The sequence below is a fragment of the Janthinobacterium sp. J1-1 genome (assembly GCF_030944405.1).
In the GTDB taxonomy this organism is placed as follows: Bacteria; Pseudomonadota; Gammaproteobacteria; order Burkholderiales; family Burkholderiaceae_D; genus Janthinobacterium.
In genome coordinates this window covers 6,001,857-6,020,552 of record NZ_CP132339.1, presented here as the reverse complement: position 1 = coordinate 6,020,552, position 18,696 = coordinate 6,001,857, and the positions used below count along the sequence as shown (strand labels likewise).

Sequence of the window (18,696 nt, the reverse complement as noted above, 5' to 3'; positions counted from 1 at the left end):
GGGCTAACGATTCTTTCCGGATATGCTTATGCTGTTGTTTTTACGTTCGCACGTCAGGCAGCCAGATGCCGCAATAGCGCCGGCACTTCGGCCGGAATCTCGCGCGCCAGGTAGCCGAGCAGGCCGAAGCGCAAGGCCAGCTGGTCGCCGGCCAGCGCATGCAGGGCAATGCCCCAGGAACATGCTTGTTCCAGTGGCGCACCGCGCGCGGCCAGGCCCGTGATGATGCCGGCCAGGGTGTCGCCCGAACCGGAAATGGCCAGGCCCACATTGCCGCCTTCATGCGACCAGCACTGGCCGCCGGGCGTGGCGATGATGGTGAGCGCGCCTTTCAGCGCCACCACCGCATTCCAGCGCTGCGCCGCCTCCAGCGCCGCGCCTTGCGGGTCGGCCAGGATGGCTTCCTTGGACTGGCGCGTCAGGTGCGCCATTTCGCCCGCGTGCGGCGTCAGCAGTACCGGCTGGGCAAAGCGGAAATTGCCGGAGTTGCAGACCACCTTCATGGCGCAGGCGTCGATAATCATGCGGCTGCCGGCAAACACGGGCAAGAGGCAGCGCATCAGTTCGCAACTGGCCGCGTCATCGCTCATGCCGGGTCCGACCAGCACCGCGCTGACCTTGCCGGCCAGCGGCGCCAGCCGCTCTTTCGCTTCGCGCCGGAAACCGCCGTGCGCCGTTTCTTCCAGCGCGATCACCTTCGCTTCCGGCATGGCGATCGCCACCTGCGGCGCCACGCTGGCGGCCGTGGCCAGGGTCAGCTTGCCTGCGCCCGCGCGCAAGGCCGCAGTGGCGGCCAGCAAGATGGCGCCCGGCATTTCGCGCGAGCCGCCGATAATCAAGAGGTGGCCGCGCACTTCCTTGTCGCCGTCGGGTGTGGGCATCGGCAGCGGCCAGCCGCGCAGCAGGGCGGCGGTGATGGCGGTGGCGTTCATCCGCTCTCCTTGTCAGGCCTTGGGCGCGGCCGGCATGTCGGGCTGGTCGGTGACGGGCGTGCCCGAGTCTTCCAGTGGCGCGACAAAATTGCACAGGTCCAGTTGCAGCTTGCCGTGCTTGCCCAAGGCAGCATTGAAGGCATACGAGGTGACGCCGCAGTTGGGCACGTCGGCCGCCTTGTCGATCGCCAGGATGGCCTGCTCGTCGCAGCGCTCCAGCAGGTAGCGGAAGCAGTTGACGATCACCTGGTGGCCGACGATCAGCACGCGCTCGCCGCGGTATTCGCGCGTGACCGTGTCGAGCACGCTGCGCAGGCGCAAGATCACGTCGCACCAGCTTTCGCCACCGGGTGGGCGGAAATAAAACTTGCCCACGTGCTGGCGCTGCTCGTGCAGTTCGGGATATTTGCTGGCGATGCCGTGCACGGTGAGCCGGTCGAGAATGCCGAACTCCTTTTCGCGCAGGCGCTCGTCGGCCACCACCGAGACGAGCGAGGATTTGTCGAGTTTGCCCAGCACCGCCTGCGCCGTTTCACGCGCACGTACATACGGCGAATACAGCACCACGGTCGGTTGTTGTTCGGGGGGAAGGGAGACAAACCAGTCGCCCAGCGCCTGGGCCTGCTGTTCGCCCAAGGTGGACAGGGGCACGTCGACATCGCGCTCGGCAATGCTGATCAACAGCTGTTTTTCCGCTTCGGCCGTATCGCGCGCCACGTTGCCGGCGCTCTGGCCATGACGCACGATCCAGATTTGTTGCGGCCATTTCTGTTCCATCGCCTGCCTCTTTCATCCATATCAATTAATTATCAATATAGACGAAAGCGGCAAACGGTGGCGCTCAGACGGCGTGCTCGACCTCGTCCAGGTCGGCTGCCGTCTCGCTGTTGTAGACGGCCAGGTCGGTCTGCCCCATGACGCGGCTGGTGACGGTGCCGGCCGTGATCGAGCCGCTGACGTTGAGCGCGGTGCGGCCCATGTCGATCAAGGGTTCCACGGAAATCAGCAAGCCGGCCAGGGCCACCGGCAGGTCCATCGCCGACAGCACGATCAGCGCGGCAAAGGTGGCGCCGCCGCCGACGCCGGCCACGCCGATCGAACCGATGGTGACGATGGCCAGCAAGGGCAGCAGGAAACTGACGGTAAACGGATCGACGCCGACGGTGGGCGCGATCATCACGGCCAGCATGGCGGGATAAATGCCGGCGCAGCCGTTCTGGCCGATGGTCGAGCCGAACGACGCGGCGAAGTTGGCGATGCCTTCCGGCGTGCCCAGGCGCTTGGTCTGGGTCTGCACGCTCATCGGGATCGACCCGGCGCTGGTGCGCGAGGTGAACGCAAACGCCAGCACGGGGAACACTTTCTTCACGAAGCGCAGCGGGTTCAGCCCGGTGCCGGCGATGATCGCCAGGTGCACCAGGAACATCAAGATCAGGGCGCTGTACGAGGCCACCACGAAATTGATCAGTTTCAATATGTCGGTGTAGCTCGAACTCGATACCACCTCGAACATCAGCGCAAACACGCCATACGGCGTCAGGCGCAGCACCAGCGTGACCATGCGCATGACGATGGCGTGCGCCACTTTCATGAACTGTTCGAACGAGGCAAAGATCTCGGGCTTTTTCGCGGCGATGCCGGTGGCCGAAATGCCGATGAAGATGGCGAACACGACCACCGCGATGGTCGAGGTCTTGCGCGCGCCCGTCATGTCGAGGAAGGGGTTGGCCGGCACGAAGCTGATCAGCAGTTTCGGCAGCGACAAGGCCTTGGCCGTTTCCAGCGAGCCCTGCAGCTGCACGCCGCGCGCCACTTCGGCCGCGCTGGAAGTGAGCCCGACGGCGGTCAGGCCGAACAGTTTCGCCATCAGGATGCCGATGGCGGCCGCCACCGTGGTGGTGATCAACAGGATGCCGATGGTCAACACGCTGATCTTGCCCAGTGAACTGGCGTCCTTGAGTTTCAAAATGGCCGAGATGATGGACACCATGATCAACGGCATGATGATCATCTGCAGCAGTTTCACATAGCCGCTGCCGACGATGGCCAGGTAGTCATTGGTGCCGGCAATGGCCGCCGCATCGGCGCCATAGATGGCTTGCGCGGCCGCGCCCAGCAGTACGCCCAGGCCCAGGCCGGTAAACACGCGCACGGTAAACGTGGCGTGGCGGCTTTGCTGGCGGAACATGAAGGCGAACACGATCAGTGCGACGATCAGATTGAGAATGATGGTAATTGCCATAGAGGGGCCTTATCCTGACTTTCTTGGTTTTGATTTACTTACGGCATTTTATAGAACTTTGCTGCATGGAACATGGCACCTGCTCTGGTGCCGAAGGGCAGGCACTCTACCGTACTATGGGGGCGTACTGGCCGAACCGGCTGCGAATATTACGCTATATGAATATGTGCGCCTGTTATAAGCCATCGGGTGGATAGTAGAATGCGGGCATTGATGCATGACTTGTGTCAGCATGGCACGCTTGCCTGATGCATAACAGGAACATTACTTGACCAGGAAAACATGAACCAACTGAATGAAGCACAGGTCCTGAACGCGGAAGAGCGGCTGCGCCTGGCCATGATGGATTCCGACGTGGCGCAACTGAATCTGCTGCTGGCCGACGATTTGCTGTTCACCAATCACCTGGGCCATCTGCTCAGCAAACAGGCCGACCTGGCCGCGCATGAACAGCGCTTGCTGACGATTACCGAGCTGCAAGTCTCCGAGCAGCAGGTCCGCCTCCAGGGCAATGTGGCGGTGGTCTCGGTACGCATGCGGCTGACAGGCACTTACCACGATGCCGAAACGCATGGCGACTTCCGCTTTACGCGCGTGTGGGCGCAGGCGGTGGATGGTTCCCTGCAAGTGATCGCCGCCCATTCCGGCGTCGTCGCGTAAGGGCGGGCCATGGATCATCGTTCCAAAGGCTGGCTGGTGGAAGCCATTGTCGCGGCCGGGCCAGCCACCGTCGCCATCGCCGGCGGCTTTCCCGTCCTGCTGTACAACCTGGTGCGGACGTATTCGGACGCGCCCGAAGCCAATACCGTGACGGCGCTGCTGCTGGCCGCCAGCCTGTGGGCGCTGGTGGAATTCTGGCGCATCGCGCTGGCCACCGTGGCGCGCAAGGCGTATGCCTTCGACTGGCGTTTCTGGGCCGCCGTCGCCGGCTTCCTGGCCGCCGGCGTGCATTTCCTGCCGGCCATGCCGGCCGGACTGGCGCTGGTGCTGGTGGTGCTGCCGGCATTGGCCTGGCTGCATTTTATTTTGCTGCAGGCAAGGCGGCCGCGCGGCTGAGGCTATAATTTGTCACCGAGTTCCTGTCACACCAGGCACAAGCCCTTCATTTTGAAAGAGTATCGATGCAAGCTCTGTTTGTATTGCTGTTCGTAGCCGGTAGCGCCCTGGCGGATGACGCCGCCATGCTGCAATGCCGGGCGATCGCCGAAGTGCCCGCCCGCGTGGCCTGCTATGACGCGATTCCCGTCGGCGCGGCCGCGCCGCTGGCCGCCCCTGTCGCCGCCGCCGCTGCCGCACCCACGCCGCAGCAGCGCGAACAGGCGTTCGGCATGGCGACCGTCAAGGCGCCCAAGTCGGTCATACCCGAACAGGACAATTCGATCAGCTCGACCATCGCCGGCCGTTTTGATGGCTGGAGCGGCAATGAATTGGTCAGGCTGGCCAATGGCCAGGTATGGCGCATCGTCGACGGCAGCTCCGCCGTGCTGTCGCCGATGACCGATGCCAGGGTCAAGGTCGAGCGTAATGTCATCGGCACCTACTTCCTGAAGATCGACGGCACGAATAACTCGCCGAAAGTGCGGCGGGTGCAGTAATGTGAGTAATGTTGCCGATACGCTGGCCTCGCTTGCCGAGCTGGTCCATGCACTGGACTGGCTCGAACCCAATTATCTGACGCAACATTTCGACCGGGCCGCCACCGCCCGCGACATGCATGAAGTCATCCTGGAGTTCAGTTACGCCGCCAATTCCAAGGCGCTGCGTGATACCGGCGATGAGCGCGTGCACAAGCTGTTGAACGACATCCTGCCGCTGACCGAGACCATCAGGGCATTCTTCAGGATCGATCTGTGGCCAGCCTCGACCGCGCAACTGCAAAGCTGGACGCACGCCTTGTCCACCGCGCCGAGCGGCAAATATGCGTTTCGCGATAACGGCGCGATCAGGATCAGCCTGCTGGACGCCGACTTGCACGGATCGACCTTGTCGGTGCGGCGCATCTGGAGCCATGTCAGCGATGTTTCAGGCTCCTGGACCGAGGTGGAACTCAAGCTTGATGCGCAGCAGGTTGCCGAATTCAACACCAGGCGGGCAAGTCTGGATTCCTTTTTCTTGCCTTTTTAGTCCTGCTGTTCCAGCCACGCGATGCGCCCGTTGCCCGCCTCGTCCAGATGCGCCAGCAAGGCGCTGGCGGCGCCCTCGGCCAGGCTGAAATCGAACAGCACCGCGTCGCTGTGCGCCACCGCCAGCAAGGTGGCGCCCGCCGCATCGAGTTCGCGCCGCAGCATGCCTTCCATCGCATACGGCACCGTGCAGGCTAGCCGCCGCTGGCGCACGATGGCCGTCTTTTCCGCCTGCAGCAGCGCCTGCGCCACGCTGTCGGTGTAGGCCCGCACCAGCCCGCCCGCGCCCAGTTTCACGCCGCCCCAATAGCGCACCACCGTCGCCAGCACCCCTTCCAGGTCCTGGTGGCGCAGCACGTCCAGCATGGGCCGCCCGGCGGTGCCGCTCGGTTCGCCATCATCGACGGCCGCCGACTGCCCGCCCGCCAGCAGCGCCCAGCACACGTGCACCGCGCCCGGATGCCGGGCTTTCAAGCCGTTGACGATCTGTTGCGCGCTGGCGCGGTCCGTCATCGGCTGCACGCAACCGATAAAACGGCTTTTCTTGATGATCAGTTCGCTGTGGACGGGGGCGGCGATAGTGAAGGGCATGGGCTTGAGTTCGACTTGAATGCCAGCATGATAGAACATGCGTGCTGAAATGCAAAAAGCCAACCGGTGAGGGTTGGCTTTTACATCAAGCAAATTCTTGGTAGGCCGTGCGGGATTCGAACCTGCGACCAACGGATTAAAAGTCCGCTGCTCTACCAGCTGAGCTAACGACCCAAGGGCGGCTATTATGACCGGCGCCGGGCAATTTTGCAAGGCATGCCGCGTAATTCTTCGCTTATGGCGCCACCGTGCGCTTGATATTCAACGGTCCATAGCCCTGGCAGGTCGGCATCATCTCGATACGGTTGATATTGACGTGCGGCGGCAGGGTGGCGATCCAGTAGGCGGTTTCGGCGATGTCTTCGGCCGTCAAGGGCTGGGTGCCCTCGTAGACCTTGGCCGCCGCCGCATCGTCGCCCTTCAGGCGCACGTTCGAAAACTCGGTGCCGCCGCACAGGCCCGGCGCCAGGTTGGTGGCGCGCACGCCGGTGCCGGCCAGGTCGGCGCGCAGGTTCAGGGTGAACTGTTCGACGAAGGCCTTGGTGGCGCCGTACACATTGCCGCCGGGGTAGGGCGTGTCGCCGGCCACCGAACCGAGGTTGATGATGGTGCCGCTGTTGCGCGCCACCATAGCCGGCAGCAGCGCGCGCGTCATGGCGACCAGGCCGCTGATATTGGTGGCGATCATGGTGTCCCAGTCCTCCAGCGACGCCTCGTGCGCCGGCGCCACGTTCAGCGCCAGGCCGGCATTGTTGATCAGCACGTCGATGGCTTGCCAGGCGGCGGGAATGCTGTCGAGCGCGGTGTTGATCGAGACCTTGTCGGTCACGTCCAGCAGCAGCGGCAAGGCAGCCTCGCCCAGTTCGGCGGCCAGCGCCTGCAGACGGTCGGCGCGGCGGCCGCTGATGATCACCCGGTGGCCGTTGCGAACGAAAGTGCGTGCCATGGCGGCGCCAAAGCCGGCGGTGGCGCCGGTAATAAAGACGATCATCGTGTGTCCTGGAAAAAGTAAGAGCAGAGGCATAAATTGTAGCCGAAGCGTGCAATCGCCGTGCCGCGCGATCAAGTGGAAACAGTGATTGCATGCCGGGTCTGCTTCAACGAGCTTGCAGGCGCGCCGTGCGCCAGGCCAGCAGCGCTGCCAGCAGCAACAGCGCGGCGCTGGCGATCAGGGTGGCGCGGTAGCCGATGCCGTCGAACAGCATGCCGCCGATGACGGAGCCGAGCGCAATGCACAGCTGCACGGTTGCCACCATCAGCCCGCCGCCTGCCTCCGCGTCGCGGGGCAAGGCTTTGGCCAGCCACGACCACCAGCCGGTGGGCGCCGCCGTCGCCATCAGGCCCCACAGGCCCAGCAGCACGAATGCCGCGGGCAGCCAGCCACCGGCAACCGTCAGCGCCAGTGCGATGACGGCCATCAATAGCGGGGTCAGCACCAGCGTGCGGTACATGCTCCATTGCAGCAAAGTGCCGATCAGCATGGTGCCCAGCAAGCCGGCGATGCCGGTCACCAGCAGCACCATCGACAGGGTGGAAAAATCGACGCGCGTCACCGTTTCGAGGAATGGGCGCACATAGGTGAACAGCATGAACTGCCCCATGAAAAACATGCCGACAGCCAGCATGCCGCTGACCACCAGGGGCTGTTTCAGCAGGCTGAAGACTTGGCCGCCAGCCGCTGGGCGCGGCGCGGTCTTCATGGCTGGCAGGCTGATCCATTGCCAGGCCAGCGCCAGCAGCGACACCGGTACCAGGCACAGAAAGGCGCCGCGCCAGCCGACGGTGCCGCCCAGGTAGCTGCCCAGAGGCGCCGCGACGACGGTCGCCAGTGCGTTGCCGCCATTGAACACCGCCAGCGCCCTGGCCACGCTCGCCGCTGGCACCAGCCGCATGGCGACGGCGGCCGACATCGACCAGAAGCCACCGACCACCACGCCGATCAGCGCGCGCCCGAGCAGGTAGGCCGGGTAGTTGGGCGCCAGGCCCACGATCAGGCCGGACACGCCCATCAAACCGGTCAGCAGCAACAGCAGCAGCTTGCGGTCCATATTGCCGGCCAGCCTGGCAATGCTCAGGCTGGCCAGCACGGCAAACGCGCCGGAAATGGCGATGCCGTAGCCAGCCAGGCCTTCGCTGACGCCAAGGTCGCCGGCGATCGGCGTCAGCAGGCTGACGGGCAGGAATTCCGACGCCACCAGCGCGAACACGCACAGGGTCATCGCGAAGATGCCGCTCCATCGGGCCGGTTGCTGCACGGCGTCGCCTGCCGTGGCGTGATCGCTCGCGGCGATGCCGGAAATTTGTACGGTCATTTGTCGCTACTCCTTGAAGGTTCAGGGCGATATGGTGCAGCAATCGATGTACTTTGATTAGTAGGTACAATCCGGATGTTATTGTGAAAAAAATTCAGTAATGTCGCTTACCAAAATCCATGATCTGCAAGCCTTCCTGGCGGTCGCGCAGGACCAGAGCTTTACCAAGGCGGCGGCCCGGCTGGGCGTGAGCCCGTCCGCGCTCAGCCATGCCATGCGTGCGCTGGAAGCGCGGCTGGGGGTGCGGCTGCTGGCCCGCACCACGCGCAATGTGGCGCCGACGCAGGCAGGCGAGCGGTTGATGCGCTCGATTGCGCCGCTGTTCGAGCAGATCACGGCGGAACTGGAAGCGCTGGGCGAGTTGCGCGACAAGCCCAGCGGCACCATCCGCGTTTCCTGTACCGACGATCAGATCGAGCTATGTTTGCGCCCGAAGCTCGCTGCGTTCCTGAACCACTACCCGGACATCACGCTGGAGCTCCATGTCGACTACGGTTTTACGAATGTGGTCGAGCAGCGCTTCGACGCCGGCATACGGATGGGAGAAGCGGTCAGCAAGGACATGATCGCCACCCGGATCGGCCCTGACTGGCGCCTGATGGTGGTCGGCTCGCCGGCCTATTTCGAGCGCAATCGAGCGCCCGCGACGCCATATGCGTTGACGGGCCACGCCTGCGTGAATATCCGGCACCGGCCAGCTGGCGCCATCTACGCCTGGGAATTCGAAAAGGATGGCCAGGCCTTCAGCGTGAAAGTGGAAGGTCAGCTGGTGTTCAACAGCACCATGCATGTGCTCAATGCGGCGCTCGACGGCATCGGCCTGGCCTATGTGCCGGAAGAACTGGTCGCGCCCTACCTGGCCGATGGCCGGCTGCGGGAGATCCTGCCGGACTGGTGTCCGCGTTTCCAGGGCTTTCATTTGTACTACCCGAACCGGCGCCAGGCGTCACCCGCATTTTCGGCCTTTGTCGAGGCTTTCAGGTTTCCCGCCAAACCTGGCCTATTCGAATCGGAACAACCATGAACGATACAAGCAAACATACCGCCGCCCCCGTCACCGAGCGCGAAGTGCGCGCCGTGTACATTGGCCTGATGGCCGTGCTGGGCCTGGGCGCGCTGGATCAGAGCATCGTTGCTACGGCCCTGCCGCGCATCGTCGATGATCTGGGCGGCATGGCGCACTTGTCGTGGGTGGTGACTGCCTATGTGCTGGCGTCGACCGCCACCATGCCGCTGTATGGCAAGCTGGCCGACCAGTATGGCCGCCGTCCCATGATTTTCACCGCGCTGCTGACCTTTTTGCTCGGTTCCGTGCTATGCGGGCTGGCGCAGAACATGACCGAACTGATCATCTTCCGCGCGATCCAGGGCCTGGGGGCGGGCGGCTTCATGCCGCTGGCGCAGATCATTATCGGCGACATCGTGCCGCCGGCCGAGCGGGGCAAGCGGCAGGGCATGGTGCCGATCGTGTTTGCCGTCACCAGCGTGCTGGGGCCGGTGCTGGGCGGCGTGATTACCGATGCGCTCTCGTGGCACTGGATTTTCTATGTGAACCTGCCGGTCGGCGCGGTGGCCTTTTATATTATCGCCAAGGCGATGCGCAAACCGGTCAAGGCGCACGCGCACAAGATCGATTACCTGGGTTCGGTGCTGCTGACCGGCGCCATCACGGCCGCCTTGCTGGTGCTGGCGCTGGGCGGCACCGAGTGGCCGTGGGATGGCCTGGCGGTCAAGCTCAGCGCCGGCCTGGCCGTGCTGATGGCGGCCTGGCTGCTGCTGCATGTGCGCCGGGTCGACGAGCCGGTGCTGCCGCCCGATCTGTTCCTGAACCGCACTTTCAACATCGCCAGCCTGGTCATGGCCATGACCTTCATGGGCCTGATGGGTGCCAGCGTGTTCTTTCCGCTGTTTTTCCAGCTGGTGATGGGGACCAGTCCGGCCGAATCGGGCGTGATGACGGTGGCGATGATGGTGGGGCTGGTGCTGTCGTCGCTGCTGAACGGCCGCGTGCTGTCGCGTTCGGGCAAGTACAAGATGGTGCAGGTGGTGGGCCTGGGCGTGGCGGTGGCCGCCTTCGGCGTGCTGGCCTGGGCGATGGAAACGGCGCAGGGTTACTGGGTGATCGAGCCGGCCATCTTTTTCCTCGGCGCGGGTCTCGGCCTGGTGATGCCGAACATGACGATTGCGGTGCAAAATGCCTTGCCCTTGTCGCGGCGCGGGGTCGGCACCGCCATGCTGGCCTTCTTCCGCTCGCTCGGGGGACTGCTGGGCGTGACGGCGTCCGGCGCCATCCTCGCGCGCCAGCTGCATGCGCATGGCGTGGAGGCGGTGTCGGCGCTGGGGGCGCACGCGGCGGCGCAGACCGTCGAGGTGTACCGCCATGCGATCGCCAGCGTGTTTGGCGCCGGCGCGGTGCTGCTGCTGGTGGGACTGTTCGCCTTGCTGTTCCTGCCGGAATTGCCGCTGGAGGGATTCGAGGCCAAGGGCAAGGCGAACGAGGGTCAGTAGCGTTCCAGCCAGTGCGCGTACGGCGCCGGCATGGTCCACGAGGCGCGTGGCAGGCCCAGTTCCTTGGCCGCGAAATACGTCCAGTGCGGGTTGGCCAGGTGGGCCTTGCCGACCATGACCACGTCCAGCTGTTCATCCTTCACCACTTGCTCGGCGATGGCCGGCGTGCCGAAGCCCCAGGCCGACGATACCGGTACGCCGGCTTCCTTGCGCACGCGTTCGGCGATCGGGCCCATGAAGGCCGGGCCCCAGGGGATCGTCGTGTCGGGAATGGTGAAGCCCATGCTGACGCTGATCATGTCCATGCCGGCGTCCTTGAACTGGCGCACCAGGCCTATCGATTCGAGCAGCGTTTCCTCGTCGCGGCCGTCGAATTCGATCACGCCGAAACGGATCGTCAGCGGCAGGTGCTCGGGCCATACCTCGCGCACGGCCTTCAGGGTTTCGAGCAGGAAGCGGCTGCGGTTTTCCAGGCTGCCGCCATAGATGTCGTCGCGCTGGTTGGAATGGGCCGAAAAGAAGCTCTGGCCCAGGTAGCCGTGGGCGAAATGCAGCTCCAGCCATTCGAAGCCGACTTCGCGCGCGCGCAGGGCGGCATCGACGAAGTCCTGGCGCACGCGGGCGATATCGTCCAGGGTCATGGCGCGCGGCACCTTGCCCAGGCCGCCGCCAAACGCGATGGCGGACGGCGCGATGGTTGGCCAGCCGCGCGGATCACCTTCGGCGATATGGTCGTCGCCTTCCCATGGGCGGTTGGCGCTGGCCTTGCGGCCGGCGTGGCCGATCTGGATGCCGGGCACGGCGCCGGCTTTCTTGATTTCCTTGACGATCGGCGCAAAACCTTGTGCCAGCGCGTCGCTCCAGATGCCGGTGCAGCCGGGGGTGATGCGGCCTTCCGGCGAGACGGCCGTCGCTTCGACGATCACCAGGCCGGCGCCGCCACGCGCCATGCCGGCGTAGTGTGACAGATGCCAGTCATTGGCCAGGCCGTCGATGGCCATGTACTGACACATCGGCGGCACGGCGATACGGTTGCGCAGGGTAATATCTTTCAGGTGGTAGGGCTGGAACAGGGCGGACATGGTGGCCTTTGCGAAAAAATGTTGGGTGGTTCGGTACTTCGAAAGTTTTCGAAGAATGGAAGGAGTATAGCGCATGGTGTATGATTCCGCTCATGCGACCACACAAACATCCTGCCGCCAGCGAATTCGTGCTCGAACGCGTGCTGTACGCGCTCAGCGATTCGATCCGCCTGGGCATCGTGCAGCACCTGGCCTGCGTGGAGGCCGCCGCCTGTGGCGACCTCGACGGCGGCCGGCCCAAGTCGACTGTCTCGCATCACTTCAAGGTGCTGCGCGAAGCGGGGCTGGTGTGGACCGAAAACACCGGCACCACCCATATGAACAAGCTGCGACGGGCCGACATGGACAGCCGCTTTCCGGGCTTGCTGGCGGCGATCCTGCAGCAATCATCCGAAGGCTGACACCACATGAAAATGCGCGCACGGTTGTACTGGTGGGGCGCCGCACTGCTGGTCCTGGCCGGCTGCAATCCGTTTACGGAGCCGCCCACGGGCCGCTACGCCGATGTGCTGGAACGCGGCGAAAAGGTCACCATGGCCTTGCCGTACGACGAGTTCACGGTCTTGTCGATCGAATACCGCCAGGGCGGCGGCTCGCTGATGTCCACCGAGCAGCACTCGATGCGTCTGATCCATGGCGCGCAAGTGCTTGTCAAGCATACCGACGCCATCGAACGCTGGACCGACTTCCACATACCCGTCTATTTTGCCAAATTACAAGACGAGTCCGGCGTGCTGGCGCTGGTGCGCGAACGGGACGGCAAGCCGGTGGTCGAAAAAATTGCTCCCTCCATAGACGGCTACCGGGGCACCGCAAAGTATCCGCACGGCTTTCCCTGGTCGAAAAGCAGCCGCTACTTTCCCGGCCAGCAGTTGCCCGGCTTCCTCGTCAGCGCTTTTCCGGTCCAGACCATCGTCTTGCCGCGTGCGCTCGATGATGGCGAGAGCCTGCAACTGCGTGCGCTGGCGTCGGTATCGCCCGATGGCAAGTCGTTTGCCTATGTTGACGATGAAGCCGCGCCATCGGTCGTGATGGTGATCGATGGCGATGGCAAGCGGCGCGAACCGATAGCCTTGCCGCGGACTTACCTGGCCCGGCAAGCCGACGAGGAAGCCAACCCCTACGAACCGTTATGGGCCTGGTCGCGTACGGCGCTTGCCTGGCGCAAGAATGGTGCCGGCAGCTGGGATGTGTTGCCCAAGGATATGATCTCCGGCGCGGCGGGCGGGCGCAAGGTGGTCGAGCAATTGTTTATCGATGAGCAGTCAGGCTATCGCACCTGCTTCGCCGCCGCCAACGCCGCCTGCCTGCCGGGCTGGCGCGCCGCCAGCGCTGCCGAGCTGCGCAAGACGTATTCCAGCGACGCGGCCCATGCGCCGCCGTTTGCCTATGTGCCGTCAGCGGACACCATGGCCTTTGGCGCGCCGGTCAGCCTGTTGCTGCTGTCGAATAATTGCTGCAGCGCGGCTTCCTATCATCTGTATCTTACTGCGCCACCGGCAGCCATCGTCGCGCAATTGTCCGCGCGCCTGCAGGACAGCAAGATCCCCTTCGTGCGTGTCGATCAATGTCCGCCCCGCAGCGGCAATGACGACAAGTGCGCGGCGCAGCTGGCGGAAAAACTGCAGCGCCCCACATCGCTGGCGCGCGGGCTCGAACAGCTGCTCAACACCCTGGAGCCGCAGCAGGGCGTGGTGTTCGTGATGCAGGGCATGGCGGTGGCGGTGCGTGCCAACGAGCAGGGCGGCAGCATGATCCAGACCCTGATGTGGGCCGATTTTTCGCGCAAAGATTAGTTCCAGCAAGCAACCGCGCGTCACCTCATCGTTCAGCTCGGCTATCATGTCGGCCTCTCGGGAAAATCATCGTCCCCGCGCCAGTTCGCGCGGCTGGCGGCGAGAAGTACCTGGCAAGGCAAGGATAGGGCATGACGGCAGCAAAGGCAGTTCAAGCGGACCCAGACCATCGTCCGCAGTTTGGCTGGATCAATGTGTTAAAGGCGGGCGCGGCGCAACTGATCGTATTGCACCACCTGGCGTTTTACGGACCGATGTCGGATCTGGTGCAGCCCATGTGGCCGGCGCTGATCGACTGGCTGGGCGACAGTGCGCGCATCGCCGTGCAGGTGTTCCTGGTGATCGGCGGCTTCCTGGCCGCCAAGTCATTGGCGCCCGGCGGCTTGCCCGGATTGGCGCCGTCGCCCCTGTCGGCGATCTGGCGCCGCTATGCCAAGCTGGCGCCGCCCTTTATCGCCGCCACCCTGATCGCGGCGCTGGCCAATGCGCTCGCCTCCGGCGTGATGCTGCACGATTCGATTTCGGCGCCGGCCAGTGTCGGCCAGATCGTCGCCCATGCGCTGCTGCTGCATGGCGTGCTCGGTTATGAATCGCTGTCGGCCGGCGCCTGGTATGTGGCGATCGACTTCCAGCTGTATGCGCTGGCCGCGCTGGTGTTCTGGGGCGCGGGCCGCATTGCCGGCGAGCGGCGCCTGCCATGGCTGGTGCCGGCCATCGTTGCCTGCGGCGTGGCGGCGTCGCTGCTGTACTTCAACCTGGACGCGGACTGGGACAACTGGGCGCCGTATTTCTTCGGCAGCTATGGGCTGGGCATGCTGGCCTGGTGGGCCGGCGACCCGCGCCGCAAGGCCGGCGCCGTGTTGGTGCTGATGCTGCTGCTGGTGGTGCCGGCCTGGCTGGCGCTGGCGGTGGAGTTTCGCAGCCGCATCGAACTGGCATTGGCGGTGGCATGCGTGCTGTTCCTGTGCGGGCGCATGCAAGTCGCGTCCGGCGAACGTGCCTGGCCCCTGATCAATGGCCTGGGCCGTATCTCGTATGCCGTGTTCCTGATCCACTTTCCCGTCAGCCTGCTGGTCAACACGGCGTTTATCCGCTTCGCGCCGCTGCAGCCGGAATGGCAGGCGCTGGGCATGCTGACGGCCTGGGCCGCCAGCCTGGGCGCCGGCGCCGCCTTCCACCGCCGGGTGGAAGTGCCGCTGGGCAGGGTGGTGCAGTCGCTGGTGGGCAAGGTGCTGGTGCGGCCGGTATCGGTTTGAGCGCGGCTTGAACGGCGCACGCTTGCTTGTCCGTAAGGTGCAGGCACGCGCGGCGCTGGTCTTGTACATTATGGTCACCTTCAAGGAGAATCATGATGGCAAAGAACACGATCTGCCTCTGGTACGACCATGACGCGCAAGAGGCCGCGAACTTTTACGCCCGCACCTTTCCAGATAGCGCCGTCGGCGCGATCCACCGTGCGCCGTCCGACTACCCGGGCGGCAAGGCCGGCACCGCGCTGGTGGTCGAATTCACCGTCTGCGGTGTCGCCTGCATCGGCCTCAATGGCGGCGCCGCCTTCAAGCATAACGAAGCCTTCTCGTTCCAGATCGCCACCGATGACCAGGAAGAAACCGACCGCTACTGGAACGCCATCGTCGGGCATGGCGGCGCGGAAAGCGAATGCGGCTGGTGCAAGGACAAGTGGGGCATATCGTGGCAGATCACGCCGCGCGTGCTGACGGACGCCATGGCGCAAGGCGGCGAAGTCGCCCGGCGCGCCTTCGCGGCGATGATGGGCATGCGCAGGATCGACGTGGCCGCGATCGAGGCGGCGGTGGCCGGATAATGCTCAGAACTGCACGCCGCGCGTCAGGCCGCCGTCGATCAGCAGATTGGTGCCGGTGATAAAACTGGCGGCGGGGCTGGCCAGGAACACGGTGGCGCGCGCCACCTCCTGCGGCGTGGCCATGCGGCCCATCGGATTGGCCGCCAGGCAGCCGGCAAACGTCGCGGGATCATTGCGCTCGATATCGCCCCAGACGCCATCGGCAAAATAGACATTGCCCGGTGAAACCGTATTGACGCGGATGCCCTCGCCGGCATGGCGCGCCGACAAGGTCTTGCTGTAGTGGCTCAAGGCCGCCTTGAGCACGCCATACGGTTCGGCGAACATGTCGACTTCGCGCCCGGACACGCTGGAAATGAGCACGATGGCGGCCGCGTCCGACGCGCGCAGCAGCGGCAGGGCCGCTTTCACCATCGCCGCCGTGCCCAGCAGGTCGGTCTCGAAGGCGCGCCGCCAGGTGGCCAGGTCGTCGCCGCCGGCCAGCGCGCTGACGTTCGGCACGACGATATCGATCCCGCCCATCCGCCCGGCGGCTTCCTGTACCCATGCGCCGACCTGCGCCGCATCGGTCACATCGACGGCGGCACCGAACGCGCCTGCGCCAAAAGCGGTGCTGGCGCTGGCCACGCCATCGTGGTTGCGCGCGCAAAACGCCACTTGCGCGCCTTCGGCCAAAAAGCATGCGACGATGGCGCGCCCGATGCCGCGCGAGCCGCCGCTGACCAATACCCGTTTTCCGTTCAATCCCAAATCCATGTGAAGCTCCTTGTTGGATGCTGTAAAAGAAAAAGGCCAGCCCTGTCGGACTGGCCTTGTTGCCACCTACTTGCGCAGCTTGTAGGCGATGATGGCGTCGCTGTTGCCGGTCTCCATGAAGGCATGGCCGGTGGCCGCGATCAGCACGTACTGCTCGCCATTGATTTCATACGAAATCGGGTTGGCCTGGCCGCCGGCCGGCAGCACGTCCTGCCACAGCGTCTTGCCGCTCTTGATGTCGATCGCGCGGAACAGGTTGTCGGTGGCGGCGGCGATGAACACCAGGCCGCCGGCCGTCACCACCGAGCCGCCGTTGTTCGGCAGGCCGATATTGAACGGGATGCCGGAGGCAATGCCGAACGGGCCGTTGCGGCGCGCCGTGCCCAGCGGGCCGTCCCACAAGGTCTTGCCGGTATCGAGGTTGATGGCGCGGATGCCGCCGTAGGGTGGCGCCGTGCACGGCACGCCGGTGCCGATATTGCGCCAGCCCGAGTTGACGCTGATGGCGTAGGCGGCCTTGACCTGCGGATACACCGAAGCGCCGCCTTCGCCCTTGCCGGCGGCCTTGGCGTTGGCATCCTTGCTGGCGTAGATCGGTTGCACGCCCATGGCGTCGGCCTGGGCGCGCGGCACCAGCTGGTTGCGGTTCGGCACGTCGTTGTAGTTGGCGATCAGCACGCGGCGCACCGGGTCGATGGCGACCGAACCCCAGTCCGAACCGCCGTTATAGCCCGGATACTGTATCCACGGTTTGTCGACCGACGGCGGCGTCAGGTAGCCGTCGTAGTTCGAGTTGCGGAACTGGATGCGGCACATCAGCTGGTCGACCGGCGAGAAGCCCCACATGTCGGCTTCGGTCTTCGGCCGCTTGCGCAGCGAGTGCCAGCCCGAGGTCGGCTGGGTGGCGGCGACAAAATCCGGTTCCACCGAACCGAGCTTCGAGCCATTGACCGAACCGACCGGGGTCAATGGCTTGCCGGTGGCGCGATCAAAGATGTAGATGTCGCCCTGCTTGGTCGGCAGCAGGATGGCGGCCACCGGCTTGCCGTCCGCGCCCGGGTAGTCGAGCAGGGTCGGCTGGCTGCCCAGGTCATAGTCCCACAGGTCGTGGCGCAGCGCCTGGAAGTGCCAGACGTCGCGGCCGGTGCTCACATCGACCGCCACCAGCGAGTCGGCGTATTTCTTCTCCAGTTCGGTACGGTGCGAACCGACATAGTCGATCGAGGCGTTGGCGACCGGCAGGTAGACCAGCCCCAGCTTGTCGTCGCCGACGGCGGCGGCCCACATGTTCGGCGTGCCGCGCGTATAGGTCTGGCCCGGTTTGGGACCGTGCACATTGTCCTGGTTGCCCAGGTCCCAGGCCCAGGCCATCTGGCCGGTGACGGCGTTGAAGCCGCGGATCACGCCAGACGGCGCATCGGTGTGCTGGCCGTCGCGCACTTGCGCGCCGGTGACGACCACGTCACGCACCAGGGTCGGCGTATTGGTGGGGGCGTACCAGCCCGGCACCTTTTTGCCGATATCCTGCCACAGGTCGACCTGGCCGTTGACGCCGAAGTCCGCGCACGGCTTGCCGTCGCGCAGGTCGACCGCCACCATGCGCGCGTCCAGCGTGGTGCCGATCACGCGCGTCTTGCAGGCGGCGTTCTCGCTCAGCTGCGGCGCGGTGTAGGTGACCACGCCGCGGCAGACGGCCGCGTGCGGAATCGCTTCGCTGGGCACCTTCGGATCGAAGCGCCATTTTTCGCGGCCGGTGGCGGCGTCGACCGAGATCAGGATATTCTTCGCCGAGCACATGATCAGGTCGTTGCCGATTTTCAGCGGCGTGTTGGCCGGCGAATAGCGCTCGCCCGGCTTGGGCAGGTCGCCCGTGTGGAACACGAAGGCGCGTTGGAGCTTGCCGACATTGGCCGGCGTGATCTGCTTCAAGGTGGTGTAGCGCTGGGCCTTGTCGTCACCGCCATAGGCCGCCCAGTCGGCGCCGGCGCCGGTCGCGCTGGCGGCGTCGTCTGGCGCCGGCATCGGTCCGAATTGCGACGGCGCATCGTTGGCGACGATCAGGCCCAGGCCGACCAGCGTCAGCACGGACAGCGCCAGGCCGCCCGTCTGCGGCGCATCGAAGCGGCGCCGCCGGCCTGTGGCGGCATTGATGACGGGCGACACCAGCAGTGCCAGCATGAACAGCACGGTGACGCCGACCACGCGCGGCACCAGGCCCCAGCCGTCGAAGCCCACTTCCCACAGCGCCCAGGCCAGCGAGGCGGCCCAGACCACGGCCATCAGGGTTTGTCCGGCGCGCTTGCGGCGCAGCAGCAGCACCGTCGCCAGCAGCATGGCCAGCCCGGCCAGGCCGTAATACCAGCTGCCGCCGACGGCGATCAGCCAGATGCCGCCGAAGGCCATGGCCAGTGCGAACGCGCCGATAAACAAGGGAAAGGCTGTCGCCGCGATACGCCAGGGCAGGGCGGCTTGTTTTTGTGTCGTGCTCATGAAACTCGATTCTCAACAAAAAAAGGGGAATTGCTTCCC

The 18,696-nt window shown here is 65.0% G+C and carries 19 protein-coding genes and 1 tRNA gene; 10 read left to right on the top strand and 10 right to left on the bottom strand.

All coding sequences use genetic code 11. The features are described 5' to 3' along the window. Positions 1–53 precede the first annotated feature (53 nt). The 3 genes from Q8L25_RS27480 to Q8L25_RS27470 form a co-directional block, all read right to left on the bottom strand. Complete coding sequence (locus Q8L25_RS27480) at positions 54–932, bottom strand: NAD(P)H-hydrate dehydratase (RefSeq protein ID WP_308922402.1); 879 nt, start codon at positions 930–932, stop codon at positions 54–56. Between the two features lie 12 nt (positions 933–944). After that, positions 945–1,709, bottom strand: a complete 765-nt coding sequence (locus Q8L25_RS27475) for a histidine phosphatase family protein (protein WP_308922401.1) — start codon at positions 1,707–1,709, stop codon at positions 945–947. Positions 1,710–1,773: 64 nt separating this feature from the next. After that, complete coding sequence (locus tag Q8L25_RS27470) at positions 1,774–3,174, bottom strand: cation:dicarboxylate symporter family transporter (protein ID WP_308922400.1); 1,401 nt, start codon at positions 3,172–3,174, stop codon at positions 1,774–1,776. 282 nt (positions 3,175–3,456) lie between these two features. Here Q8L25_RS27470 and Q8L25_RS27465 point away from each other — a divergent pair, with 282 nt between their 5' ends. The 4 genes from Q8L25_RS27465 to Q8L25_RS27450 all read left to right on the top strand — a co-directional run bounded on the left by Q8L25_RS27465 (position 3,457) and on the right by Q8L25_RS27450 (position 5,298). After that, positions 3,457–3,834: a nuclear transport factor 2 family protein gene (locus Q8L25_RS27465; RefSeq protein ID WP_308922399.1), complete on the top strand. Its 378-nt coding sequence runs from the start codon at positions 3,457–3,459 to the stop codon at positions 3,832–3,834. A 9-nt stretch (positions 3,835–3,843) separates the two neighbouring features. Beyond that, a complete protein-coding gene (locus Q8L25_RS27460) occupies positions 3,844–4,230 on the top strand; it encodes a hypothetical protein (RefSeq protein ID WP_308922398.1) in 387 nt (128 codons plus the stop codon). Positions 4,231–4,295: 65 nt separating this feature from the next. Then, positions 4,296–4,769: a hypothetical protein gene (locus Q8L25_RS27455; protein WP_308922397.1), complete on the top strand. Its 474-nt coding sequence runs from the start codon at positions 4,296–4,298 to the stop codon at positions 4,767–4,769. A 1-nt stretch (position 4,770) separates the two neighbouring features. Then, positions 4,771–5,298, top strand: a complete 528-nt coding sequence (locus tag Q8L25_RS27450; RefSeq protein WP_308922396.1) for a hypothetical protein — start codon at positions 4,771–4,773, stop codon at positions 5,296–5,298. On the opposite strand, the gene Q8L25_RS27445 is transcribed toward Q8L25_RS27450, so the two are convergent. From Q8L25_RS27445 to Q8L25_RS27430, 4 genes are all read right to left on the bottom strand, one after another. Further along, positions 5,295–5,888 carry a YigZ family protein gene (locus Q8L25_RS27445; protein ID WP_308922395.1) on the bottom strand — a complete coding sequence of 198 codons (594 nt, stop codon included), beginning with the start codon at positions 5,886–5,888 and terminating at the stop codon, positions 5,295–5,297. The genes Q8L25_RS27450 and Q8L25_RS27445 overlap by 4 nt on opposite strands. Before the next feature lie 98 nt (positions 5,889–5,986). Continuing rightward, positions 5,987–6,062: transfer RNA gene (locus Q8L25_RS27440), tRNA-Lys, on the bottom strand. 61 nt (positions 6,063–6,123) lie between these two features. Next, positions 6,124–6,879, bottom strand: a complete 756-nt coding sequence (locus Q8L25_RS27435; protein WP_308922394.1) for an SDR family NAD(P)-dependent oxidoreductase — start codon at positions 6,877–6,879, stop codon at positions 6,124–6,126. A gap of 106 nt (positions 6,880–6,985) precedes the next feature. Next, the gene (locus tag Q8L25_RS27430) at positions 6,986–8,200 is read right to left on the bottom strand and encodes an MFS transporter (RefSeq protein ID WP_374694210.1); all 1,215 of its coding nucleotides are present in this window, start codon (positions 8,198–8,200) and stop codon (positions 6,986–6,988) included. A gap of 100 nt (positions 8,201–8,300) precedes the next feature. Between Q8L25_RS27430 and Q8L25_RS27425 the strand changes: the two genes are divergently transcribed. Together Q8L25_RS27425 and Q8L25_RS27420 are read left to right on the top strand one after the other, a co-directional pair. Next, entirely contained in the window at positions 8,301–9,224 is a 924-nt protein-coding gene (locus tag Q8L25_RS27425) for a LysR family transcriptional regulator (protein WP_308922393.1), read from the top strand. Continuing rightward, on the top strand, positions 9,221–10,708 hold the full coding sequence (locus Q8L25_RS27420) for an MDR family MFS transporter (protein WP_308922392.1): 1,488 nt from the start codon (positions 9,221–9,223) through the stop codon (positions 10,706–10,708). Before Q8L25_RS27425 ends, Q8L25_RS27420 begins: the two co-directional genes overlap by 4 nt. On the opposite strand, the gene Q8L25_RS27415 is transcribed toward Q8L25_RS27420, so the two are convergent. Further along, complete coding sequence (locus Q8L25_RS27415) at positions 10,702–11,790, bottom strand: NADH:flavin oxidoreductase/NADH oxidase (protein WP_308922391.1); 1,089 nt, start codon at positions 11,788–11,790, stop codon at positions 10,702–10,704. The two genes, Q8L25_RS27420 and Q8L25_RS27415, sit on opposite strands and share 7 nt — an antisense overlap. Positions 11,791–11,882: 92 nt before the next feature. Here Q8L25_RS27415 and Q8L25_RS27410 point away from each other — a divergent pair, with 92 nt between their 5' ends. The 4 genes from Q8L25_RS27410 to Q8L25_RS27395 all read left to right on the top strand — a co-directional run bounded on the left by Q8L25_RS27410 (position 11,883) and on the right by Q8L25_RS27395 (position 15,411). Beyond that, positions 11,883–12,191: a helix-turn-helix domain-containing protein gene (locus Q8L25_RS27410; RefSeq protein WP_308922390.1), complete on the top strand. Its 309-nt coding sequence runs from the start codon at positions 11,883–11,885 to the stop codon at positions 12,189–12,191. A gap of 6 nt (positions 12,192–12,197) precedes the next feature. After that, positions 12,198–13,586, top strand: coding sequence for a hypothetical protein (locus Q8L25_RS27405; protein ID WP_308922389.1), 1,389 nt, complete (start codon positions 12,198–12,200; stop codon positions 13,584–13,586). A gap of 131 nt (positions 13,587–13,717) precedes the next feature. Then, a complete protein-coding gene (locus Q8L25_RS27400) occupies positions 13,718–14,842 on the top strand; it encodes an acyltransferase (protein WP_308922388.1) in 1,125 nt (374 codons plus the stop codon). A 92-nt stretch (positions 14,843–14,934) separates the two neighbouring features. Then, positions 14,935–15,411 (top strand): VOC family protein, encoded by a 477-nt coding sequence (locus Q8L25_RS27395; protein ID WP_308922387.1) that lies wholly within the window; start codon positions 14,935–14,937, stop codon positions 15,409–15,411. Between the two features lie 3 nt (positions 15,412–15,414). On the opposite strand, the gene Q8L25_RS27390 is transcribed toward Q8L25_RS27395, so the two are convergent. Both Q8L25_RS27390 and Q8L25_RS27385 read right to left on the bottom strand, forming a co-directional pair. After that, complete coding sequence (locus Q8L25_RS27390; RefSeq protein WP_308922386.1) at positions 15,415–16,167, bottom strand: SDR family oxidoreductase; 753 nt, start codon at positions 16,165–16,167, stop codon at positions 15,415–15,417. 66 nt (positions 16,168–16,233) lie between these two features. Continuing rightward, positions 16,234–18,657 carry a membrane-bound PQQ-dependent dehydrogenase, glucose/quinate/shikimate family gene (locus tag Q8L25_RS27385; RefSeq protein WP_308922385.1) on the bottom strand — a complete coding sequence of 808 codons (2,424 nt, stop codon included), beginning with the start codon at positions 18,655–18,657 and terminating at the stop codon, positions 16,234–16,236. Between the last annotated feature and the right edge of the window lie 39 nt (positions 18,658–18,696).